21 protein-coding genes, 1 pseudogene and 1 other annotated feature are annotated in these 24765 nt (G+C 46.6%); all 22 genes and pseudogenes read left to right on the top strand.

Annotated elements, in window-relative coordinates:
- Positions 1–78: 78 nt before the first annotated feature.
- The 22 genes and pseudogenes from yihA (at position 79) to minC (ending at position 24765) form a co-directional block, all read left to right on the top strand.
- Positions 79–723 (top strand): ribosome biogenesis GTP-binding protein YihA/YsxC, encoded by a 645-nt coding sequence (gene yihA, locus DMB88_RS23665; protein ID WP_128103313.1) that lies wholly within the window; start codon positions 79–81, stop codon positions 721–723.
- Positions 724–1019: 296 nt separating this feature from the next.
- Positions 1020–2408 carry a glutamyl-tRNA reductase gene (hemA, locus tag DMB88_RS23660; protein ID WP_056698023.1) on the top strand — a complete coding sequence of 463 codons (1389 nt, stop codon included), beginning with the start codon at positions 1020–1022 and terminating at the stop codon, positions 2406–2408.
- A gap of 14 nt (positions 2409–2422) precedes the next feature.
- Positions 2423–3250, top strand: coding sequence for a cytochrome c biogenesis protein CcsA (gene ccsA / locus DMB88_RS23655; protein WP_128104576.1), 828 nt, complete (start codon positions 2423–2425; stop codon positions 3248–3250).
- Between the two features lie 5 nt (positions 3251–3255).
- A complete protein-coding gene (locus tag DMB88_RS23650) occupies positions 3256–3906 on the top strand; it encodes a precorrin-2 dehydrogenase/sirohydrochlorin ferrochelatase family protein (protein WP_128103312.1) in 651 nt (216 codons plus the stop codon).
- A 2-nt stretch (positions 3907–3908) separates the two neighbouring features.
- Positions 3909–4865, top strand: coding sequence for a hydroxymethylbilane synthase (gene hemC, locus DMB88_RS23645; protein WP_128103311.1), 957 nt, complete (start codon positions 3909–3911; stop codon positions 4863–4865).
- 4 nt (positions 4866–4869) lie between these two features.
- On the top strand, positions 4870–6432 hold the full coding sequence (gene cobA, locus DMB88_RS23640; RefSeq protein ID WP_128103310.1) for a uroporphyrinogen-III C-methyltransferase: 1563 nt from the start codon (positions 4870–4872) through the stop codon (positions 6430–6432).
- Between the two features lie 146 nt (positions 6433–6578).
- Positions 6579–7580 carry a porphobilinogen synthase gene (gene hemB, locus DMB88_RS23635; RefSeq protein WP_128103309.1) on the top strand — a complete coding sequence of 334 codons (1002 nt, stop codon included), beginning with the start codon at positions 6579–6581 and terminating at the stop codon, positions 7578–7580.
- A gap of 39 nt (positions 7581–7619) precedes the next feature.
- The gene (hemL, locus tag DMB88_RS23630; protein ID WP_128103308.1) at positions 7620–8924 is read left to right on the top strand and encodes a glutamate-1-semialdehyde 2,1-aminomutase; all 1305 of its coding nucleotides are present in this window, start codon (positions 7620–7622) and stop codon (positions 8922–8924) included.
- Positions 8921–9820 (top strand): RluA family pseudouridine synthase, encoded by a 900-nt coding sequence (locus DMB88_RS23625; RefSeq protein ID WP_128103307.1) that lies wholly within the window; start codon positions 8921–8923, stop codon positions 9818–9820. Before hemL ends, DMB88_RS23625 begins: the two co-directional genes overlap by 4 nt.
- Positions 9821–10148: 328 nt before the next feature.
- Positions 10149–11678: a LysM peptidoglycan-binding domain-containing protein gene (locus DMB88_RS23620; RefSeq protein ID WP_128103306.1), complete on the top strand. Its 1530-nt coding sequence runs from the start codon at positions 10149–10151 to the stop codon at positions 11676–11678.
- A 392-nt stretch (positions 11679–12070) separates the two neighbouring features.
- Positions 12071–12348: a binding site (T-box leader), on the top strand.
- Between the two features lie 58 nt (positions 12349–12406).
- Positions 12407–15073 (top strand): valine--tRNA ligase, encoded by a 2667-nt coding sequence (locus DMB88_RS23615; RefSeq protein ID WP_128103305.1) that lies wholly within the window; start codon positions 12407–12409, stop codon positions 15071–15073.
- A 79-nt stretch (positions 15074–15152) separates the two neighbouring features.
- Positions 15153–16528, top strand: a pseudogene (locus tag DMB88_RS23610) (folylpolyglutamate synthase/dihydrofolate synthase family protein).
- Between the two features lie 56 nt (positions 16529–16584).
- A complete protein-coding gene (gene murC, locus DMB88_RS23605; protein ID WP_251384244.1) occupies positions 16585–17904 on the top strand; it encodes a UDP-N-acetylmuramate--L-alanine ligase in 1320 nt (439 codons plus the stop codon).
- A gap of 221 nt (positions 17905–18125) precedes the next feature.
- The gene (locus tag DMB88_RS23600; protein ID WP_128103303.1) at positions 18126–18827 is read left to right on the top strand and encodes a hypothetical protein; all 702 of its coding nucleotides are present in this window, start codon (positions 18126–18128) and stop codon (positions 18825–18827) included.
- A complete protein-coding gene (locus DMB88_RS23595) occupies positions 18755–19345 on the top strand; it encodes an SPOR domain-containing protein (RefSeq protein WP_128103302.1) in 591 nt (196 codons plus the stop codon). Before DMB88_RS23600 ends, DMB88_RS23595 begins: the two co-directional genes overlap by 73 nt.
- 143 nt (positions 19346–19488) lie before the next feature.
- Complete coding sequence (locus tag DMB88_RS23590) at positions 19489–19731, top strand: DUF4321 domain-containing protein (RefSeq protein WP_056697981.1); 243 nt, start codon at positions 19489–19491, stop codon at positions 19729–19731.
- 95 nt (positions 19732–19826) lie between these two features.
- Complete coding sequence (locus DMB88_RS23585; protein WP_128103301.1) at positions 19827–20438, top strand: Maf family protein; 612 nt, start codon at positions 19827–19829, stop codon at positions 20436–20438.
- A gap of 35 nt (positions 20439–20473) precedes the next feature.
- The gene (radC, locus tag DMB88_RS23580) at positions 20474–21163 is read left to right on the top strand and encodes a RadC family protein (protein ID WP_128103300.1); all 690 of its coding nucleotides are present in this window, start codon (positions 20474–20476) and stop codon (positions 21161–21163) included.
- A 205-nt stretch (positions 21164–21368) separates the two neighbouring features.
- Positions 21369–22403, top strand: a complete 1035-nt coding sequence (locus DMB88_RS23575; protein WP_056697973.1) for a rod shape-determining protein — start codon at positions 21369–21371, stop codon at positions 22401–22403.
- Between the two features lie 220 nt (positions 22404–22623).
- On the top strand, positions 22624–23496 hold the full coding sequence (gene mreC, locus DMB88_RS23570) for a rod shape-determining protein MreC (protein ID WP_128103299.1): 873 nt from the start codon (positions 22624–22626) through the stop codon (positions 23494–23496).
- Positions 23496–24029: a rod shape-determining protein MreD gene (gene mreD, locus DMB88_RS23565; RefSeq protein ID WP_128103298.1), complete on the top strand. Its 534-nt coding sequence runs from the start codon at positions 23496–23498 to the stop codon at positions 24027–24029. The genes mreC and mreD overlap by 1 nt, the downstream gene beginning before the upstream one ends.
- A gap of 73 nt (positions 24030–24102) precedes the next feature.
- Entirely contained in the window at positions 24103–24765 is a 663-nt protein-coding gene (gene minC, locus DMB88_RS23560; protein WP_128103297.1) for a septum site-determining protein MinC, read from the top strand.

The raw sequence follows: 24765 nt of genomic DNA, 5'->3' as shown, positions 1-24765 counted from the left end.
TTGGTATGATAGAACAACAAACCATGGCATAATACCTTCAGTACGTTTTACAGGAGATCAAGAGAGGACAGATATATCATGAAAGTAAACCAATCCGAATTTATAATCAGCGCCGTTCGGCCTGAACAATACCCAGATGACGGGTTGCCAGAGATTGCTCTGGCGGGACGTTCCAATGTGGGAAAGTCATCCCTCATCAACCGTTTGATCAGTCGTAAAAATTTGGCACGGACAAGCTCTACGCCGGGTAAGACGCAGCAACTCAACTACTATAAAATTAATCAGGATCTCTATTTCGTCGATTTCCCGGGGTATGGTTACGCGAAGGTATCCAAGGAGCAACGTTTTGCTTGGGGAAAAATGATGGAGAAATATCTGCTACAGCGCAAAGAATTGAAGCTTGTTATGCAGATGGTAGATATTCGGCATGAGCCATCCAAAGATGACAAGATGATGAATGAGTGGCTGCGCCATCACGGGCTTCCTCTTGTTGTTGTAGCGACCAAGCTGGATAAGATCCCCAAAACTCGTCGACCAAAACATATCAAGATCATCAAAGAAGGACTAGGTCTTCGTTCGGGAGATCTGTTTGTAGCATTTTCATCAGAAGAAGGAATAGGCAAAGAGGAGTTATGGGAGATCATCTCTCGTCATGCGGCTGTAGGCAAGTATGCACCTGAGGCTCTCGAAGCTTCTGAACTCGAAGAAAACAACGAAGCTTAATGGGAACGGACGATCATACTATAGTCATGGAAACATTCCATGGCTATTTGTTTTAGTATCGAATTATAATATGGAAATCTACGAAATAGAATCGTAACGCATAACGGCGAAGATTGGTGAGACACTACAATAAATGACAATGCATAAGATGATTTACATGTGAATTTCATAAACATTTCATAAAAATCCCCGGTGGGGGACATGATGTGTGATATAATTAACCATGTCCGTTATAGATGGATGTATATATGTAGAAAACACTTTGATTGGAAATTTATTAGGCAGGTGAACTTGCAATGCACATCGTTGTTGTTGGTTTGAATTATCGCACGGCGCCTGTAGAGATTAGGGAACGATTCACATTTGCAGAAAAGGATTTATCCGAAGCGCTGCAGCAGCTCAAGCTGACCAAGAGTGTATTGGAAGGTGTAATCGTGGCCACATGCAACCGTACAGAATTGTATGTTGTGGTAGACCGTCTGCACATGTGTGGTTATTTCATTCGTACGTTTATGGAACAATGGTTTAATGTTCCGCGGGAAGAATTTACGCAACACTTATATATATATGAAGATGATACAGCGATCCGTCATTTGTTCCGGGTCATTTGCGGATTGGATTCAATGGTCATTGGAGAAACGCAGATTCTCGGACAGGTGAAACAGGCTTTTCTCACTGCACAGCAAGAGAAAGCGACGGGAACATGGTTTAATATGCTGTTCAAGCAGGCGGTTACCTTAGGTAAACGAGCGCATTCTGAGACGTCGATTGGCGAGAGTGCGGTATCTGTCAGTTATGCAGCAGTGGAGCTAGGCAAGCGGATCTTTGGGATGTTCACGGATAAGAAGGTTCTCATTCTGGGAGCTGGTAAGATGAGTGAATTGACCGTCAAACATCTGTACGCCAACGGTGCTTCCGAGGTGATCGTTGCCAACCGTACACTTGCACGGGCAGAGGAGCTTGCAGCGAAGTTTCGAGGAACGCCTTGCACGATGGAAAGAGCACTAGAGAGACTGAATGAAGTGGATATTGTTATTAGTTCCACTGGGGCTGATCGCTATGTATTGGACGCATCCGTTGTTCGCGATAGCATGAAGCGTCGGCAGTCTCGCCCATTGTTCTTGATTGATATTGCTGTTCCTCGTGACATTGATCCGGCGATTGGTGAGATCTCTAATGTCTTCCTCTATGATATTGATGATCTGGAGGGAATCGTGGAGAGCAACCTGGAGATGCGCAAGGTCGAAGCGGCCAAGATTGAGAAGATGATTGAACTGGAGATGGAAGATTATTATCACTGGCTCAAAACATTAGGTGTTCGCCCTGTCATTCGTGCTTTGCAGGAGAAGGGTGCCTCGATTCATGAAGAGACAATGGAGAGTCTGTTCAACAAATTGCCAGAGCTTGATGAACATCAACGCAAAGTGATCCGTCGTTTGACCAAGAGCATCGTCAACCAAATGACGACAGATCCGATTAATCGAATCAAGGAAATGGCTGGTACGAAGCATGGTGATGAAGCTTTGAACATGTTCACTCAAATTTTTGCCTTGGAGGATGCAGTGGAGACGGCCGCGGAGAAAGTAAATCAAAGCGACGCCTCAGCTTTACGCAAACCAGCCGCTGTTCATCTTAACGACAACCGGCAAGATGCTATGCCGGCTTATGTCCCGGCAGGCGTATAAGGCGGGTGGGCAGCTTGACCCTCGCTGAACAAATTTACGAAGCTCTAATTTACTTGTATGCCCTGAGCCTTCTGTTCTATTTCTCGGACTGCATTCGACGCAATGCGGGGGCGAAGCGAACGGGCACAGGGTTTCTTGTAGTTGTACTTCTGCTGCAGATTGCGCATGTAATTATGCGAATGTGGGATGAAGGACATTTTCCGATCTATACAACGTTTGACTTTTTATTTTTATTTTCATTCAGCATTGTACTGATGTCATTAGTGATGACGCGTGTACAGCGTTCTGAGTTCGCCATTTTGCTACTGAATGTTGTTGGGTTCTCGGTTACCGTGCTGAACCGGTTATGGTTTACAGCCGGAGAAATTTCTTTGCATAATTGGCAGACCGTACACGGGTTGCTGATCATGCATATTACACTAGCGAATCTAGGCTTTGCCGCTTTGACGGTAGGAACGGTATTTGCTCTGTTATATCTGTTTTTGCATCGTAAACTGAAGAACAAGAAATGGAATGATACCGTACGGCGTATGCCTAGCCTTGAAGTGATCGGCAAATATATGGACGGAGCAACGTTAATCGGAACCCCACTGTTAGGTGTTTCGGTGATGTTGGCGGTATTATCAATTGTTGCGGAGACACGTTGGAGTTTACTTTTGGATCTTAAAGTGATTGCGACATTTCTTGCGATAGCGATATATGTAGGATACTTTGTTGCGAAGCAACGCAAACAATTTTCCATGATCATTATGGCGAGATGGACATTGATTGGTTATGCCTTAGTCATTATCAGTTTTTTATCCAATGCGTATTCAGCGTTTCATCGTTGGACGGGAGAGTGAATCCTATGGATCGGTACACCCCGATATATGTGAATACTTCAGGCAAAATGTGTTGTATCATTGGCGGCGGCCGTGTCGCTGAACGTAAAATTAAAGGTCTGCTCCATGCGGACGCACATATCAAAGTGATAAGTCCGGACATCACAGCTGAGCTGAAACAACTGCATCAAGATTCCCGATTGGAGTGGATAGACCGGTCCTACCGCAAAGGTGATTTGCGGGGGGCCTTTCTCGTATATGCGGCGACCAACCATGTTGAAGTTAACACGGCTGTAGTCCAAGAGGCGATGAAAGAGGGCATACTGGTGAATGACGCCAGTTCCTCTTACAACAGTTCATTTATTACGCCCAGTGTCGTGAGGCGAGGAAGATTGAGCATAGCTATCTCAACAGCTGGAGCAGGGCCAGCGGCTGCGGCTGAGATCCGTGCCGTACTGGAGGAACAATTCGGAGATGAATACGAGACGTATATTGAATTTTTGCATCAGATGAGGGGCGAAGTGAAGGCGCGTGTCTCGTCCTCGCGTCAGCGCAGCTTTTTACTTCGTCAATTGACGGAAATGAACGTACTTGAAGATATTCGCAGCGGACGATTTCAATGGTGGACAGAAGAACAAATCGGGGAATGGATATCCCGCAATCAGGAGGAAATATAGACATGCGTACAATTAAAGTTGGAAGTAGACAGAGCGCTCTTGCTTTAACCCAGACAGGTCATGTTATTAACGATTTGCGCCAGATTTGTGAGCGAGAAGGATTAGCATTTGATTTTGAAGTACATAAGATCGTGACTAAGGGAGATCTGATTCTCGATGTGACACTGTCCAAAGTGGGAGGCAAAGGGCTGTTTGTAAAAGAAATTGAGCAAGCCATGTTAGATCACAAAATTGATATGGCTGTACACAGCATGAAGGATATGCCGTCCGAATTACCCGAGGGCTTGATTAATGGTGCAGTGCCTCGTCGTGCCGATCCCCGCGATGCCTTGATCTCGAATGGAGGTCTCACACTGGATCAATTGCCAGAGGGTGCTAGAGTCGGAACAAGTAGCTTGCGTCGTTCCAGCCAGTTGAAAGCTTATCGTCCCGACCTTCAACTGGAGTCACTGCGTGGCAACATTGATTCTCGTCTACGCAAGCTGGAGACAGAAGGTTTGGATGCGATTATATTGGCTGCTGCTGGGCTGTACCGTATGGGCTGGGAGGATCGCATTACAGAATATCTGTCTGAGACAGCTTGCCTACCTGCTGTAGGTCAAGGTGCATTGGGTATCGAATGCCGTGAAGATGATGCAGAATTGTTGCATTTATTGCAGTTGTACAATGATCCAGAGACCGCCGGGCCTGTACTGGCGGAGCGTCGTTTCCTGAGCGTGTTGAATGGCGGTTGTCAGGTTCCGATTGGGGCGTATGCCGTCTGGGTGCCACAGGAAGATACAGATTCCCCGAATGGACAAAACAAGTTACAATTAACAGGTATGGTTGGTACGCCTGATGGCGGACTGATACTGAAAGAAGCTCTGACCGGTAAAGATCCGGTTCGTCTAGGAGAAGAAGTCGCGTGGAGGCTAATTGAACGGGGAGCAGAGCAGATACTGGCAGAAGTTAGGGGATGAAGACATGGTGGGAAAGGTCTTTTTGGTAGGAGCAGGCCCGGGAGATGCTAAGCTGATTACCGTAAAAGGATGGGAGTCAATTGGCAAGGCAGACGCGGTGGTATATGATCGCTTGGCTAGTCCAAGGCTGTTGAAACAAATGAAGCCAGGAGCTGTCAAGATTTACGTGGGCAAGCGACCTGACCGACATACAATGAAACAGGAAGAGATCAATCAGTTGTTGGTGGATCTTGCGCTAGAAGGAAAAGTGGTTGTGAGACTCAAGGGCGGGGATCCAACCATATTTGGACGCGTTGGCGAAGAAGCGGATTTGTTACGTAAAAACGGCGTTCCTTTTGAGATCGTGCCTGGTGTAACAGCAGCGATTAGTGTGCCTGCTTATGCCGGAATTCCAGTGACCCACCGCGACTATGCTTCGTCGATTTCTATTATTACAGGACATGAGAGCCCGGACAAGCTGGATCGCAGCATCCATTGGGATAAAGTAACGAATGCAACGGGTACACTTGTATTTATGATGGGTGTCGCCAAAATTGGTTATATTAGCGAACAATTGATTCGCCATGGTCGACCAGCTCAGACGCCAGTGGCATTAGTACGCTGGGGCACGAGAGCGGAGCAGGATACAATTACGGGTACGCTTGAAAATATAGAAGCTAAAGTGCTGGCTGCTAATTTTCAGCCTCCTGCTGTCATTGTTGTCGGTGATGTGGTGAATCAACGGGAACAATTGAAGTGGGCAGAGGCGCTTCCGTTGTTTGGTAAACGGATTTTGGTGACGAGGGCTCGTAGTCAGGCCAGCGAATTAGTAGATCGGATTGAGGAGCTTGGCGGCGAACCTTACGAGTTCCCAGTCATTGAGACGATTATGCCAACAAGCGAGTCTTCCAAGCAAAGTGTCAAACAAGCCTTTGATGCGTTAAATACATTTGACTGGGTATTTTTCACGAGTGTGAATGGCGTTGAATTTTTCTTCCGTCATCTGGAACAAGAAGGCCAAGATATTCGCTCCATCCATCGTGCTCGAATTGCAGCCGTAGGTCCTTCTACAGCAGAAGCTTTGCGCAAACATGGCATTGCAGCCGAAATGGTAAAAGGGCCTTTCCAGGCGGAAGGCATGCTTGAAGCATTCGAAAGCGAGCTGAAGGAAGGACAGCGTGTGTTGCTTCCTCATGGAGACCTTGCGCGCTCCTGGTTGCCAGAGCAACTGAAGGAACGAGGGCTTCATGTCACTGAAGCGATCATCTACGATACAATTCTTGCTGGTGAGGATGACGATGAATTACTGAAACTGTTAGAAGAGGGCGGTATTCATGCCGTAACATTTACAAGCTCATCTACAGTTACGAACTTTATGAACATTCTGAAGCGTATGGGGATTCAAGATCCACTACCTTTATTAGAAAATGTGGAGATTGCTTGCATCGGACCAGTCACGGCCAAGACGGCAGAAACTGCTGGGTTGAAGGTGACCTTGATGGCAGAACAGGCAACAATCGAGAGTATGATCTCCGTATTGTGTGATTGGAAGCGGACACCGACGACGGTTGAATCTTCCTCACATTGATTAAATACTTCAGAATCGCAAGTTGATATGCATTGCGATTTCACGTAGCGTTTGCATAGATCCGGATGGCTGAAGCGTGCTGAATTCGTTAAGAACCAGCGCGCTTCCCTTTTTGCTCTATATAACTTTTGAAGGAGGTTTTAACGATGAGTTTTCCAATTGTACGACATCGTCGTTTGCGTCAATCTGTAGGTATCCGTAACATGGTCAGAGAGAATCAGCTAAGTGTGGATGATTTTATTCAGCCCATTTATGTGACGTATGGAGAGAATGTAAAATCCGAAATAAAATCGATGCCAGGTGTATTCCGTTTCTCGTTAGATCGTCTTCAAGAAGAAGTGACCGAGATTGCGGAACTAGGTATTCCGGCTGTGCTGCTGTTTGGTATTCCAGAGACGAAGGATAGTGTTGGTTCATCGGGTTTTGCCGAAGATGGTATTGTGCAGGAAGCTACGAGATTGATCAAATCCTGGTATCCAGAGCTGCTCGTTATCGCAGATACCTGTCTGTGCGAATTCACAGATCACGGACATTGCGGTATGGTGCACACTTTTGAGGTAGATGGTCATACTTGCGGGGATGTTCTAAATGATGAGTCATTGGAGCTATTGGTGAAGACAGCAGTATCCCAAGCTAAAGCAGGGGCGGACATTATTGCTCCTTCCAACATGATGGATGGATTTGTACAAGCCATTCGAGCGGGACTCGATGAGAATGGATTCAGTCATATTCCAATCATGTCATACTCGGTAAAATACGCCTCGGCATTCTATGGCCCATTCCGTGAAGCTGCCGACTCTACACCGCAGTTTGGAGACCGCAAATCATATCAAATGGATCCCGCCAACGCACGTGAAGCTCTACGTGAAGCCGAAACCGATGTGCTTGAAGGTGCAGACATGCTTATGGTAAAACCATCACTTTCCTATTTGGACGTGTTGCGTACGATTAGAGATCAGTTCGATCTGCCTCTCGTAGCCTATAACGTAAGTGGTGAGTACGCGATGGTTAAAGCAGCAGCCCTCCAAGGGTGGATTGATGAGAAAAAGGTTGCGATGGAGATCCTGCTTAGTATGAAGCGTGCAGGCGCAGATATGATTATTACCTACTACGGAAAAGATGCTTCACGCTGGTTGGCAGAGAAGTAATAGTTTGCGTTTGATTACAGGATATTAAGGAGGATATTCATGACTGCACAACAAGGAAATCGTCGAAATGATGAGCGCTCACGCAGCGCATTTGAAGAAGCGAAGCAGTACATACCGGGAGGGGTGAATAGCCCGGTTCGGGCGTTCAAATCGGTAGGGCTAACGCCTATTTATGCAGAACGTGGCGAAGGCTCTAAGATTTACGATATTGATGGCAATGTCTTTATTGATTATGTAGGTTCATGGGGTCCGCTCATTATGGGACACGCACATCCTGATGTTGTAGAAGCCCTCCGGGAAACAGCGCTCAAAGGAACAAGTTTTGGTGCACCAACGTTGCTTGAAACCGAGATGGCTAAGCTTGTATGTGAACGTGTACCATCGATTGATATTGTGCGGATGGTGAATTCGGGTACGGAAGCAACGATGAGTGCAATTCGATTGGCTCGTGGTGTAACCGGACGCAGCAAAATTTTGAAATTTGAAGGCTCTTATCATGGACATGCGGACAGCTTGCTCATCAAAGCAGGCTCAGGTGTTGCAACACTGGGTCTTCCAGATAGTCCGGGTGTACCTGAAGGTGTGGCTACAAATACGATTACAGTACCTTACAACGATTTGGAGTCTGTGAGTCTTGCTTTTGAACGCTTTGGTGAAGAGCTGGCAGCTGTAATTGTGGAGCCAGTTGCAGGTAATATGGGTGTTGTTCCTCCGGCTCCAGGTTTTCTTGAAGGGCTGCGCAGCTTAACAACGAAGTATGGCAGCTTGCTTATTTTTGATGAAGTGATGACGGGATTCCGTGTGGGTCTGAACTGTGCACAGGGGCGTTATGGTGTGACACCAGATCTAACATGTCTTGGTAAAGTCATTGGTGGTGGACTACCTGTAGGTGCATATGGCGGCCGACGTGATCTAATGGAGCAAATGGCACCATCTGGACCGATCTATCAGGCAGGTACACTCAGTGGCAATCCGCTCGCAATGGCAGCAGGTTACACAACCCTCAAGCTACTGACACCTGAGGTTTATGATCGTTTGGAGACATTATCGGCTCGTTTGCAGGCTGGATTTGAGAAGAATGCAGCAGAAGCAGGTGTGGCGATAACGATTAACCGGGTGGGTTCGATGGTATGCCCATTCTTCAGTAGCGTTCCAGTAACAAATTATGATATCGCAAAAGAAAGCAATCTGGATCAATTCCGTCGTTACTTTGCTGCAATGGTTGATCAGGGTGTGAGTGTTGCTCCTTCTCAATATGAAGGAATGTTCGTCTCTGGTGTGCACACAGAGCAAGACATCGATGATACCATCGAAGCTAATCGTAAAGCTCTCTTGTCCTTATGAGCATCAAAAGTTGGAAACGCCGAGGCGATTGGCTTGAACTGATGCCTGGCAAAGTGGTGACAGGTAGTTCAGATAAGCAGATGGCTGTGGAGCAATGGCTGCAATCTGAACTCCAGCTCCCCGAGAAGATGCTACGTCAGCTACAAGCGAATCAGGGTATACAACTTGCAGGGGACCGGCTTCGGCTGGCCCTTTTTGCATCTCGCCCACTTGATGTTGAACCACTGTGGGCAGAGATTGATGTGTTATATGAGGATGACTTCTGCCTGGTTGTGCACAAACCTGCTGGAATGAAGTTGCATCCCGATGGGAGCCGAGCAGACACTGCAATTACGCTGGATCATGCGGTTGCTTCGTATTATGAGATGAACGGTATTGAGGCGAGCGTACGTCATGTGCACCGATTAGATGAGGATACAACTGGCCCTGTGTTATATGCCAAAAATGCTTTTGCCCTCGCCAAACTGGATGAAGCGATGCGTAGTAAAGAGATCGGACGCCATTACGTGGCGATTGCTGGGGGACAGGTACCCAAGACGCTACAGCTGATTAATGCGTCAATTGGCAAGGATAGACATCATAAGCAACGTAGACGTGTCTCTCCGAATGGACAGGAGGCGATCACTCACGTTCAGATTGTAGAAGTCTTTCCGAAAGCGACCTTAGTTCGACTTACGCTGGATACCGGGCGAACACATCAGATCCGGGTTCATCTGAGTTATGCGGGACATGCTCTAATTGGAGATGAACTGTATGGAGGGAAGCCGGACCACATTGGACGTCAAGCTCTCCATGGAGAGCTATTGGTGTTCAAGCACCCTCTTACCGGAGCAACAATTGAGGTTGCAGATCCTTGGCCCGATGATTTTAAACAACTGATTGATCGTGAAAAGTAATAGTTCGTGTTCAAAAAGGTCGGTTTTCAGTACCGAGAAGATGGAATGAAGTTAGAAATGGAGTAGCGGAGCGTAGATTGAGCTACGTGAGCAACGGACATTTCGGCTGAATTCCATCTTCGATGCTGAGATGCCGTCAGGCATCCCTCGTAATCAAAAGCGGACTTTTTGAACAACCTCTAACAACTAATAAATATAGAAGGTTTGAACAAAGGTGGCATGCTCATCTCATCCATGGCATATAGATTGGGTAACGAAGGATTTAGACCATGGATCAGTCCCATGAGAAGGATCATGGTGAACATATGCCGAAAGGAGGACGCCACCTTTGTTGAATCAACCCTATGGTTTACGGTTCGATATTTATGAGCGCGTTCATTTGTCTGAGGGAGTCCCTGCAATTGAAGAGTTAGAGGAAATTGAGTTATACCCGCGTATTCAAGTCATCGGTCAGGACGATCATGCCACATTGCGAGGCCATCTTCTACTCACAGGTACGTACCGCGGTGAGGATACAGTGGCAGAGGAGCTGAAACATTTTATTCCTGTTGAAATCACGGTACCCTTGAATCGAGTAAGATCCATTGAGGACATTTCTATCGAAATCGAAAATTTTGATGTCGACTTGTTAACGAATCGCAGTCTGAACATTACTGGAGTTCTATCCCTTCGAGGTATTGAGGGTTTCCCGGTGGAAGAACCACAAGTGTGGACAGCTGATGAGTTTACGGTTGTACATTCACCAGACCCACAGCAGGGTCAGCGTTCCACAGAGTCAGAGTTAGAACAGGAAAATAATCTGAATACCTTCGCACAAGAATACCTGCTGCAACGTAGTGAAGAGGAAGGATTGATCGAGTCAGGCAATGCCGCGTTGGCCGGTCAGTTCGAGGATAATTCACAGCAAGCGACGGATGAGTCTATTCGCGGCGAAGACGCAGAGCACCCAGAGCTTGTATCCCAGTCATTCACGGAACCTACCTATGCGGAGCAACCGGAAGCCGAGGAAGAAGCATACAGACCAAATGCTGTGGACGAGGCGTATACTTCCTTCATTTTTCAAGGAGAGGAACCGGCTCAGAATGATGTCGCTGATACACCATCACCGGTATCTTCCTTTATGGCTGAAACTGCGGATCGTCTAGCCTCTTATCCTGAGTCAGAACCCTTAGTGCCGCTGGCTGAAGAACCATCGTCTGTTTGGTCCGAGCCTTCTGTGGAGACCTTACATACGAATGCTGGATTAGATCAGCCGACAGTGCAAGAAGAGACACCTAATGTGTGGCATTTTGAATCTGCTCGATCGGCTCCTGAACAGGATAATTCCCAAGTTGCCGAGGCTCAGGAGAATTGGCAGGAAGTGTTTGCCCCTTCTGAATTAGAAACGGCAGGAGCAGACCGACCTTTACAGGAGGCTTCGGATGAGGAAGGGTTCGCTGAAGCAAGTGCAGTGATCCCTGAACCTGTAGCTGAGACGGAAGACAAGCCGGAGCTTAAAGTGGCTTTTGGTAGCAAAAAGGAATCTTCTCTAAGAGAGGAAAATGGGGTGGGCATCTCCTCCTTGTTATCCTCTGGCAGAGCCGTACGTGAGGCAGATACAGATCGAGAAGATGAAGCAGCCACAGATGCAGTACCTGTCGAGGCTTACTCGTCTGACGATGGACAATGGAAAAATCTATTCCTTGGTACGATCGTGGAACAGACTCCATTCCGTAAAGTGAAATTATGCATTGTTCAGCGAGAAGAGACACTGGATACGATTGCGGATCGGTATCAGTTAAGCACACGGGAGCTTCAGCTCTACAATCGTTTATCTGAACAGGTTGTTGAAGAAGGACAGATCTTATATATACCGTAGTTGTAACTAGTAAGTTAACTTAACCCGTTATCCCTAGGGATGACGGGTTTTTGCTACTTTTTTTGAAACGAAACGTGTGCTCCAACCAATCTGGTTGTTCGTAAGGATATGCTGCAAATCTAGAAATGAACTAAAGAAGTTAAGAATATGAGCCATGTAATGCTCCCAGGTGGCAGTGGAACAATTCTCCCAATCCCTTCGTATTATAGCTGAACTCCTATATTGGACGTCGGTTATTTCACCTGGTGTGCTGTGTATTCATCGTTTATAATCTCAAGCAGGCTTTCTTGATGACGTCTTAAGTGCTAAGTGTGAGCGGGCTTGCCTTATTCCGCTGTTGCCAGGTTGACTATCGCGCATGGTCAGGGTATGATGTGTTTAGGTTTTTTTGAAGAATAACTTGGATCGGGAGTAGTAGACAGGATGACCTTTCAGAGAGTGGGATTGTATCGCTGAGAAATTCCGCAGGAACCAACTGTTCGAAGTCGCCCGGGAGTTGCCTATTTGAATTCACGAAATGATCTGACGGATGATTTCATTGTGAGGTAGGATAGGCCGGTAGCAGCCGTTATCTGCTTGAAGTGTCACGTGTACCCGTAAGGGAGATCTGTATCTATTGGTCTGCGTGAAACAAAGGTGGTACCGCGAAAGCTAACCTTTCGTCCTTTGATGGATGAAAGGTTTTTTTGTTTTTTGGCGATGATGATGAAGTAACGGAGGAATGACACATGTCTGAACAAAAAAAATCAGCTACACCTGAAATGCCAACAACCTATGATCCAAAAGCTGCCGAGCAGAAATGGTACTCCTTTTGGACAGAGCGTGGATATTTCAAGGCAGGACAACGTAAGGACGCTGAGCCTTTCACAATTGTAATCCCGCCACCTAACGTAACAGGAATGCTGCATATTGGGCACGCACTTGATTTTACACTACAGGATATTCTGATTCGTACGAAACGGATGCAAGGATATGATGCGCTATGGTTGCCAGGTTCAGACCATGCCGGTATCGCTACACAAACCAAGGTTGAGCAGAAACTACGTGAAGAAGGTCTAACTCGTTATGACCTTGGACGCGAGAAGTTTTTGGATAAAGTATGGGACTGGAAAGATCAGTATGCAACAACCATTCGTCAGCAATGGGGTAAAATGGGGCTTTCTCTCGATTATTCCCGTGAGCGTTTTACGCTGGATGAAGGGTTGTCTCAAGCTGTACGTAAAGTCTTTGTTCAATTGTATGAGAAAGGTCTCATCTACAGAGGCAAACGTATTATTAACTGGGATCCAGTAAACCGGACGGCCTTGTCCGATATTGAAGTTGAATACAAAGAAGTACAGGGTCACTTGTATCATCTGCGTTATCCACTCAAAGACGGAAGTGGTTACGTTACTGTAGCAACAACACGTCCTGAAACGATGCTTGGCGATACAGCGGTTGCTGTCCATCCGAAGGATGAGCGCTATGCAGATATGGTTGGCAAAATGCTCGTGTTGCCTATTATCGGACGCGAAATTCCGATTGTTGCCGATGATTATGTGGATAAAGAGTTCGGAAGTGGCGCGGTTAAAATTACGCCTGCACATGATCCGAATGACTTTGAAGTAGGTCAGCGTCATAATCTGCCTCAGATCACGGTGATGGATGAGACCGGTACGATGAATGAAGAGGCTGGCAAATATCAAGGACTTGATCGCAGTGACTGCCGTAAGCAGATCGTAGCCGATCTGAAGGGACTCGGTGTACTGATTAACATTGAGGATCATACACACCAAGTTGGACACAGTGAACGGACTGGAGCTGTAGTTGAGCCATATCTGTCCACACAATGGTTCGTAGAGATGAAACCTCTTGCAGAAAGAGCCATTCAGAAGCAAAAAGGTGGAGATGGCGTAAACTTCGTCCCAGACCGTTTTGAGAAAACATATCTGAACTGGATCGAAAATGTTCGCGATTGGTGTATTTCCCGTCAGTTGTGGTGGGGACATCGTATCCCTGCATGGTATGACGAAGAGACAGGTGAAATCATCGTATCCGCAGAAGATCCAACAATCTTGCCTGAAAACGCGGGACGTAAACTTAGACAAGATGAGGATGTATTGGATACATGGTTCAGTTCTGCTCTATGGCCGTTCTCCACACTCGGATGGCCGGAAGACACAGAAGATCTGCAACGTTATTACCCAACAAGTGTACTTGTAACGGGGTATGACATTATTTACTTCTGGGTATCCCGTATGATCTTTACGGCATTGGAATTCACGGATGAAATTCCGTTTAAGGATGTTCTGATGCACGGTCTTGTTCGTGATGCAGATGGACGCAAAATGTCCAAATCACTGGGCAACGGTGTAGATCCGCTTGATGTTATCGAGAAATATGGCGCGGATGCGATGCGTTATATGATCTCAACGAGCAGCACACCGGGTCAGGATTTACGTTTCCGCTGGGAACGTGTAGAGCAGGCGCGTAACTTTGCGAACAAAATCTGGAACGCTTCTCGTTTCGCTCTGATGAATCTGGAAGGCTTCACGTTCGAAGATCGCGACATCTCTGGAGAGCTCGGAACAGCAGACTATTGGATTTTGCACCGTCTGAACGAAACTTCCCGAGATATTACGCGTCTAATCGAAGCATACGAATTTGGGGAAACAGGCCGTTTGCTGTATAACTTCATCTGGGATGATCTCTGTGACTGGTATATTGAGTTTGCCAAACTGTCATTCTACGGCGAAGATCCTGTGGCGAAGAAAAAGATACAGTCCGTACTGGCTTATGTGCTCGACCAGACCATGCGCTTGATTCATCCGTTTATGCCATATATCTCCGAGGAAATTTGGCAGCATCTACCGCATGAAGGCGAGACCATTACACTGGCTGCTTGGCCGGTATATGATCCAGCATTGGAGAACCCGGAAGCCGTTGCAGAGATGAATCTGTTGATGGACACAATTCGTGCCGTTCGTAACATTCGCGCTGAAGTGAACGTGCCAATGAGTAAGAAGATTGAGTTGATGGTGAAAGCGAACAGCCCAGAGGCGTATAGCATCATTGAGCGCAATAGCCATTACATCCAACGATTCTGTAATACGTCTGAGTTCGACAGCGGGCTTGATCTCAATTCACCCGATAAAGCAATGACTGCTGTCATTACAGGGGCTGAGCTGTATTTGCCACTGGCAGGACTTATTGATATTGAGCAGGAAGTGGCTCGCCTGGAGAAAGAGTTACAGAACCTTGAAGGCGAAGTACTCCGTGTAGAGAAAAAGCTGGCAAACGAAGGCTTTGTTGCTAAGGCTCCGGCCAAAGTTATTGAAGAAGAACGTGCCAAACAAGCGGATTATTCGGATAAACGGGATAAAGTCATTGCCCGGATCAAGGAACTGAAAGGTTAAGAATAACTGGGTCGGGTGGAGATGAATGACGCCATCCGGCCGCTTTTTTCAATCAAACTCATGACCGAAGGTGAAGCAGATGACTGAACTTAATGAGACAGGTGTGAATACGCCTTTACGAACGTATAATGAGGCTGTGGACTGGATTAATGGCCTTATTCCTTTTGGGATCAGACCCGGACTGGAACGAATCATAGAATTGATGTCCCGGCTCGGTAATCCACATCAACGTCTTAAATTTATTCATGTCGCGGGAACGAACGGCAAAGGTTCGACTTGCGCTTTTTTGACGTCAGTTCTTCTTCAGGCGGGATATGATGTTGGCACATTTACATCTCCGTATATTACGAAGTTTACGAACCGTTTCCAGTATAACGGGGAAGATATTCCTGAAGAGACGTTGTTGAAATTGTCTAATCGATTACATCCTTTGGTACATGATATGGCAGCTACCGAGCTTGGTTCACCTACGATGTTTGAGGTGTCGACGGCACTTGCCCTCCTTTATTACGCTGAAGAGTGTTACCCCGATGTTGTAGTATGGGAAACCGGGCTGGGGGAAGGATGGACGTAACGAACATCGTTACACCCGTCGTATCGATTATCACTAACATTGGTATGGATCATACGGATGTACTCGGCGATACCATTGAATTGATTGCAAGCGAGAAGGCGGGGATCATTAAACCGGGTGTGCCGGTCGTTACTCTTGCAACTCAACCAGAAGCAGTGAGGGTGATTGAAGAGACGGCAGAGCGACTCCGATCAACCATGTACTTGGCTGGTAGACAGTTTACTTATCATAGGCTGGATAGCGACGTGAAGGGTCAATCTTTCCATTTTACAGGACCTTTCCGTGAGCTTGACGTACGTATCCGTATGCAAGGTGTCCATCAATGTGACAATGCAGCGGGTGCGCTTATGGTACTTGAATTGCTACGCCAGTACATGGCATTTATGTTGGATGAAGAAGATATTCTACTTGGAATGGAGCATGCCTTCTGGGCAGGACGGTTCGAGAAAGTCATCGATGAACCTCGAATTGTTCTGGACGGAGCACATAATCCTGAAGGTGCCGAATCACTAGCCAAGAGCATTATCGACGTATATCCCCACAACAAGTTAAATTTGATGATGGGTATGCTGGCGAATAAGCATCACGAAGCGTATTTGCAGCATATACTGCCACTAGTGGATACGCTGATCCTGACTGAACCAGACTTCCGCCGCAAAATGGATGCAGCCGATCTGCTGCAGATCGTCGAACGGGTGCGTCCTGCCATTGCGAAGCCGGAGCTGGAAATCATCGTCGAGCCTGAATGGGCGAAGGCACTTGATTTATTAAAGTCACGGACGGAAGCGGAGGATCTGGGGGTAGTGTCTGGTACACTGTATTTAATTGCAGATGTGCGAGCAGCCCTTTTGCATCAAACCGATTCTGAAAAAGGTTGGTGAAAGTTTTGTTAAATACATCGGAACACGTTCATTTTATAGGAATTGGCGGATATGGTATGAGTGCCATCGCCAGAGTTATGCTTGAGATGGGATACACCGTTACCGGATCGGATGTCGCTTCACAGGAGTTGACCGAGAAGTTGGCAGCCAAAGGAGCGAAAATATATATCGGACATACGGCGGAGCACGTCAACGGAGCAGACTTGGTTGTTTATTCAACGGCAGCTCCGGCGGACAATGTGGAACGGGTTGCGGCAGAGCAGCTCAATATCCCAATTTTGCACAGAGCTCAGATGCTTGCGCGTTTGTTGAACGAGCGTAAGGGAGTAGCTGTTGCTGGGGCGCACGGTAAAACAACAACCTCGTCCATGATTGCCCTTGTTATGGAAAAATGTGATACAGACCCAACGTATATTATTGGTGGGGAGATCATGAATGTGGGCACCAACGCGAAGGCTGGTCAAGGCGACTGGGTCGTTGCTGAAGCCGACGAGAGTGATGGTTCATTTTTGCAATATCATCCTTGGCTTGGTATTGTGACGAACATAGAAGCTGACCATTTGGAAAACTACAACAGCGACTTTGAGGAACTCAAAAAAGCGTATGTACAGTTTCTAAGTCAGATTCGTCCAGAAGGCACGGCGATTGTATGTGCTGACGATGAGAATGTGCAAGCCATTCTTCCGGCATTGAAGTCACGTGTGACCACGTATGGTATCGATCATGCTGCGGATTATACAGCAACAGATATTGTACTGGGCGATCGCCGCATTTCATTCACAATGAATCACCAAGGTGCTGCGATGGGAACCGTCGAACTGTCTGTACCAGGTAAACATAACGTTTATAATGCGATGGCTACTGTCATTACTTGTCTGGAAGCAGGTATTCCATTCGAGCAAATTACGGCTGCGATTATTCAGTTTCATGGAGCCAAACGCAGATTCCAGGTGCTGGGTGAAGCCCGTGATATGTTGATTATCGACGATTATGCCCACCATCCAACGGAAATCGAAGCGACCATTAGTGCAGCCAAAGCGACAGGAAAACGGATTATTGCCGTGTTCCAGCCGCAGCGTTACACCCGGACGTTCTTCTTGCTGGATGCGTTCAGTCGTGCTTTTGCCGAAGCGGATGAGGTGCTGATTACAGACATTTATTCGCCTGCTGGTGAAAAAGAAATCGAAGGTGTTCATTCTGCGAAATTGGTAGAATTGATTGTTCAGAACAGCAATGCTTCTGCACGATATCTTCCAACGAAGGAAGATGTTGTGGCTGATCTGCAGCACCGTTTACAGCCAGGAGATCTTGTACTTACAATGGGTGCAGGGGATATTTGGAAGGTTGGCGACACGTTGGCCAAATCTTTGAAGTAACTCCTGTGTAATGTAATTAAGTCATCAACAACATATGTGTTCAGGGCCGTCTGTCTTCTTCGTGAAGCAGGCGGTTTTTGCATGTAAAAGGTTCTATTCTACCCGTTTACTGCATATAGCTGTAATACATGCTTGTTCAAAAAGACCGGTTTCAGTATTCGGAAAGGTAGGATGATCCTTTTTGAGCAACCTCTATTATGGGACAAAGGAGAGGGTTCGGGGTGAGTAATGCTAGAATGACGTTTCGTTTTGGGGATAAGGAGTCGGACAAGCCTGTAAGCAAGGTACAGTCAATGGTAGAGGAACCTTTTGTGTTAAAAGAGGAGATTCCACGGAACCAAGAGCCTTTGCATATAGCGAAAACACCAGCATGGGAACCAGAAGATATCCCGGTAGATTGGGGGGAGACGGTTCTAACTAGCGTGAACCCACCCGAGCCTGATTCTGATTTTCGTTCCATTTCCAAAAGAGGACAAGATCACAAGCCTGTGGCTACAGAGTCTCCTTATGGGTATTCAGAACCATATGATTACTTGCCTGAAGATGACCAAACAACTGCAAGGAATAACCCGGAATTCACAGACCATGATTGGTTAGCAAGCCATGATCAGTATTCGTATAAGCGTAATCGTCCTCCAAGAGGTTGGAAAATGATTGGATCAGTGACAGGTGCTCTAGTAACCGGGGCACTTTTCGGAATAGTGATCCTTTCCTTTTTTAATAAAGATGGCACGGACTCCATTGTGAACTTACCAGGGAATCAGACGGTGTCTACCGTGGCGGAGCAAGAAGTAACAACCGGGGCAGGAGATGTAAATCAGGCGGCAATGACCGGGGCAGTTACTATGCTCTGCAATATGGCGTCTTCAGTTCACCTGAACGTGCGGAACAAGCCAAGCTTGAATTGGCTCAGGTGGGGATAGCTGCAGGTACTGATCCAGAGGATGGAAATCGGGTGTATGCAGGTATCTCTGCAGATCGGGAAGAAGCCAAATTGCTAAGCACAAGATTGAAGGCTGAGGGCGTTGAATTGTATGTCAAAGAAATCGCAGTACCTGCTATTAATTTATCTGCATGGGGCGGATTAGAAAAGGATGTGGAGAATCTATTTGCGAGCAGCTCTGCGCTGGTAGATCAGTTATCTACTCTATCGATCAGTCAACTTGGACAAACCACACCTCAGGCCGTTTCTGCTGAAGCAATGACTGTATTGGAGAACCAGCATCAATCGTGGTTGAGTGGGATCAACAGCTTGGCTCAAGGGCTTAATCAAGAGGCAAGTGCGATCGTTGCTAACATGGAGAAGTCAATGCACAATGCAATTACGGCTGTAACTGAATATAATAAAAATCCGGCTGATGTGCACATGTGGACGGTTCAGGCTAACTTGATGGAATATGTTTTGGAACAGAAGCAGTGGATTGAGATGATGAAACAATAAATTTTCTTCTTATAACAGTCGCTTGGAATCCCTGTCCGGCAAGGAACTGGAAATAGTTCCCCTTGCCGGATTTGTGTTTGTATTGACGTACAAAACCCCGTATAATAATGTGGGTGTCAAAAAATGGCGAGGGAAGATAACCGATGAAAAAAAACTTCGGCATGTTAATATTGTTCCTATTGCTCGGCTGGTTAGCTGGAGCTTGGATCGCCAAGGCACTACAGCCCGTTAAGGCTGTAGCTTTTCTTACTAAAGCCACGACCATCCGTTGGTCGCCTCAGGCTGATCTAGATATTTTTAGTTATGACATTTCACTTCAATTTCAAATGAGCCTCCTAAGTCTGTTTGGCATTATTTTTGCCGTGTGGTTGTACCGCAGACTGTAGGAGAATGACGGATTATGACGAAAAAAATAGACCAACGACATCAATTTTTGTGATACGAGGAGCAGATGTCGCTGTAGCATAAGGAGCCATTTATTGTGGAAAATGTACAACAGCGCCCTATAATTCTTGCCTCCACTTCGCCGCGGCGCAAAGAGCTGATCGCTTCACTTCATTTAGCTTTTGAAGTAATACCAAGTCATGCAGATGAAGATACGCCAGTAGAATGGACTCCTGAACAGACGGTTCAGGAACTCGCTATGCGCAAAGCACTCGCAGTTTTTCGGGATCTTGACGGTCGTGGATCGGATGCAGTCATTGTAGGTAGCGACACCATTGTGGTTCTGGATGGCAAGATTTTAGGGAAACCCGTAGATGAACAGGATGCTGAACGAATGCTGACCAAACTTCAGGGTCGCACACATCGCGTGTTTACAGGGATAGCGTGTATTGATGCAGGTAATGGGCAATCTGTAGTGAATTACCGACAGACAGATGTGACCATGAAGGAATTGTCTGATGCGACCATTCGTGGGTACGTTCAGACAGGTGAACCGATGGATAAGGCTGGTTCATATGCGATTCAGGGTATTGGCGCTTCACTAGTAGACCGCATTGAAGGATGTTACTTTAATGTGGTAGGCTTGTCTTTACCTTTGCTAAGTGACATGTTAGATGGATTCGGAATCCATGTACTGCCAAGAGCATAAATTTTGGGGATTGACGATGTGAAAAGAGGGAACCTATGGAGTCGGCTCAGTATATGATGCGCGACATCCCCCAAGAAGAACGCCCGAGAGAACGCTTGATGGAATATGGGGCGGGCGCATTAAGCCATGCAGAGCTGCTGGCTATTTTACTTCGCACAGGTACGAAGAATGAATCAGCAGTGCATCTGGCACAGCGGATTATAACTGACGCAGGCGGAATCCGCTCGTTAATGGATCAAAGTCTCGAAGAGCTGACGGCCATGAAGGGGATCGGAAAAGCTAAGGCAGTGCAATTGAAAGCGAGCATTGAGCTTGGACATCGTATTGCCAAGAGCAAGTTAACGCAATCGCCTTCCATCCGGACACCACGAGATGCGGCAGATATTCTGGTTGAACAGATGCGTTATTTGCAAAAAGAACATTTTGTTTGCCTTTTTTTGAATAGCAAAAATCATATTATTGCCCAGGAAACACTCTCCATGGGTAGCCTTAATGCTTCGATTGTCCATCCACGTGAAGTATTTCGGGCTGCCATCAAATGTAGTAGCGCCTCTATTGTCTGTGCGCACAACCATCCTAGCGGTGATCCAACGCCAAGCCCGGAGGATATCCAAATCACCAAGAGACTGATTGAAGCCGGTAGCATTGTAGGTATAGACGTGCTAGATCACCTTATTATCGGAGATGGAACATACGTAAGTTTGAAGGAGAAGGGCTTAGTATAATATAATGGTTGGCGTTGATGTTTTCCTATGAATGATGACGGCGTTGTCCGTAGAAGATAGGTTCACTTTACTGATGCAACTAAACAATGGATACAACAAAAAAATGAATGCAAATATTAGCTCCGCGATTGCGGTATGAATGCAAATGAAACGCTCTAGCTTTCAAGCTGGAGCGGCTATATGAGGCAGAAAAGGAGATTACGTTATGTTTGGTGGTTTTACGAAAGATTTGGGGATTGATTTGGGGACAGCAAATACATTGGTTTATGTACGTGGAAAAGGAATCGTGGTGCGGGAACCTTCCGTAGTTGCTCTGCGCACAGATACTAAAAGCATTGAAGCTGTAGGTGAATCTGCTAAAAAAATGATTGGTCGTACACCGGGGAATATCCGTGCCATTCGTCCAATGAAAGACGGCGTTATTGCTGATTTCGATACAACAGCAACGATGATTAAATATTTCATTCGTCAGGCACAAAAACAACGTTCGATGTTTCAGCGTCATCCCAATGTAATGGTATGTGTACCTTCCGGGATTACAGCCGTTGAACAACGTGCTGTAGAAGATGCAACCAAACAAGCTGGAGCTCGTGAAGCATACACCATTGAAGAGCCTTTTGCTGCTGCAATTGGTGCAGATCTTCCAGTTTGGGAGCCAACAGGCAGCATGGTTGTAGATATCGGTGGCGGTACGACGGAAGTAGCCGTTATTTCTCTTGGCGGGATTGTAACAAGCCGTTCGGTACGTGTGGCAGGTGACGAGATGGATGAATCCGTTATCCAGTACATTAAACGTCAATACAACCTGATGATTGGTGAGCGTACATCCGAACAACTGAAAATGGATATCGGTTCAGCTATGCCGCTTGAGCAAGTGGAGACTATGGAAATTCGCGGCCGTGATCTTGTTACGGGGCTGCCAAAAACAATTACGATCACATCCGACGAAATCAGTGAAGCACTGGCAGATACGGTAAATGCAATCGTTGACGCAGTTAAAGTGACACTGGAGAAGTGTCCACCTGAGCTTGCTGCGGATATTATGGATCGCGGAATCGTTCTGACAGGCGGCGGCGCTTTGCTGCGTAACTTGGACAAGTTGCTTGCAGGTGAGACTGGCATGCCGGTTATTGTAGCGGAGAACCCACTTGATTGCGTAGCAATCGGGACAGGAAAAGCTCTTGAGAACATCCATTTATTCAAAAGCAGAAGCAGTTCAGCAGTTCGTTCTAAACGATAATCATATTCGAATTGTCTATTGAGGTATTCTGTTGTAGATGGATTACCTTCAAGAGACATTAGGGAGTTTTCAGAAACGACCTAGCCAATGAAGAGGGTCGGTACAGCCGAAAGAGCTATTACCCGCTGCCCGGGGAGGCCTGTGAATATTCTCGACGGGACTATGATCTGACAGTCTCCCCACCGGGCATGGCTCGGAAGAGAATAATGGATGTTAGAGGGTGTTGGAACTGTTTAAGCTGCTGGGCAACAAAAGACTTTTTGTTTTGCTGGTGGGCCTTGTTACATTTATCGCGTTGATGGGCTTTACGCTCGGACCGCGAACCGCTCTATCCTGGCCGGAGAAATTCCTGAAGGATTCAGTCGGATTTGTACAATACGTATTTTACAAGCCCGCTTCTTATGTAGCGGGCTTTTTCAAAGATGTAGCGAACATGCGTGCGGTATATTCAGAGAATGAAGAACTGCGGATCGCACTGGGGCACTACACCCGAGATCGATTGAAGTATAATGATATGGAGCAAGTGAACAAGCAATTACAAGAAGCACTTAATTTTACAGATGAACAGAAGAACCGGTATAACTACGGGTCACGTATTGCACAAGTTATTAGTGCCAATTCTGATCCAAACAGCAGAACGATTAACATCGACATTGGTGAAAATGCAGGTATCCAGCCGGGTATGGCGGTAACTTCACAGCAGGGACTTGTTGGTGTAGTCAGTCATGTCAGCTCATACACTTCAACCGTTAATTTGTTGACTTCAATGGATGCGAATGATCCCAATTCGAATGCTATTGCGGCTACAGCCGTTGGCAAAGAGAAAGTGTTTGGTATGATCGAGAGTTATGATCCGAAGACAGGCATGCTGAAAATGACCAAGATCGCCGAAGATTCGAATATCAAAGCAGGCGACGAGATTATTTCTTCAGGCATCATCAATAACTTTCCGAAGTACATGCGCATTGGCGAGGTCAAAAGTGTTGAGAAGAGCGAGTTCGGTTTAACAAGCACGGCGACGATTGAGCCTTATGCGAGTTTTCTAGATTGGAAAGAGCTGATCGTAATCATTCCACCTGAGGTGAAGGAATAGTGGTTACGCGGAAGCAAGTCTTGATTCTGTTGTTGTTCGTGCTGTTCATTGCGGAAGGAACGATACTTCCCCTGCTGATTCCTGAGGCATGGCAGATGCGGATTTCTGCTAATCTCGTGTATATTGTGATTCTCTTTTTCGCAGTCTATCATCATCGGCATACAGCGTTAGTGCTCGGTATACTGTTTGGATTGCTCCATGATGTGGTATTCTATGGTGAAATGATCGGACCTTACGGATTCTCCATGGGGCTGTCTGCTTATATGATCGGACTCATTTTTCAAGCTCCACGAGCACCGCTGCCCATCATGGTTACGGTTGTCTTTTTAGGGAGTTTGCTCAATGACACGGTACTATTTTTCCTATATAAGCTTTTCCGTCTGAACCATGTGACATTTGACTGGGCATTGTTTGAATATATGATTCCTAATTTATTTATTCATTTTGTTTTCACATTGATCATTTATGTTCCATTGCGCAAGCAATTGGAGCGAATTACGAAGAGACAGAAAAAGTCACAAGAAGCATCCTAAACCATTTGTGAGACGAGAAGCAGGAACTTAGGGACTCCGGCACGAAATGTAATGAGATGGGAGGGACAGGCTTATGACGGTAAAATCGAATCACGTAACGATTAAAGGCATCCGAGACGGCTTGGTTTTCCTGTTGGACGATCAATGTGAATTCGAGGAATTGCTCTATGAGCTCCGCTATAAGCTGGAACACAGCCATCAAAATATTTTGACCGGGCCGATCGTTCATGTGGATATTAAGTTAGGCAGTCGCGAGGTCACGGAGAACCAGAAAGAAGCGATTCTGGATATATTGAAGCAAAAAGGTAATTTGCTCATTCGTTCCATTGATTCACCAGCCCTTAAACCTGAGGTTAAAGGGCCACCGCCGATTATGACGATGTGTGGTATGGTGCGTTCAGGTCAGGTGCTTCATCATGATGGAAATCTCTTGTTCCTTGGAGATATCAACCCGGGCGGCACAGTAACGTGTACCGGGGATATATATGTAATGGGTTCACTCAGAGGCATGGCTCACGCAGGCATCAGTGGGGACGAAACAGCGATTATCGCGGCATCGGTCTTTGCACCGACTCAGCTACGTATTGCGGATATTATCAGTCGTCCACCTGATGAATGGGAGAGCCGAGAGGCTGGGATGGAATTTGCTTATTTGCAGGACAATCAGATGCAGATCGACAAGATGAGCAATATCGTTCGGTTGCGCCGAGATTTTAATGTGTTTAAAGGAGTGTAG

Source organism: Paenibacillus sp. DCT19 (assembly GCF_003268635.1).
In the GTDB taxonomy this organism is placed as follows: domain Bacteria; phylum Bacillota; class Bacilli; order Paenibacillales; family Paenibacillaceae; genus Paenibacillus.
Note: the sequence above shows the minus strand (reverse complement) of the source record. Positions and strands in the feature narration are given on the sequence as shown.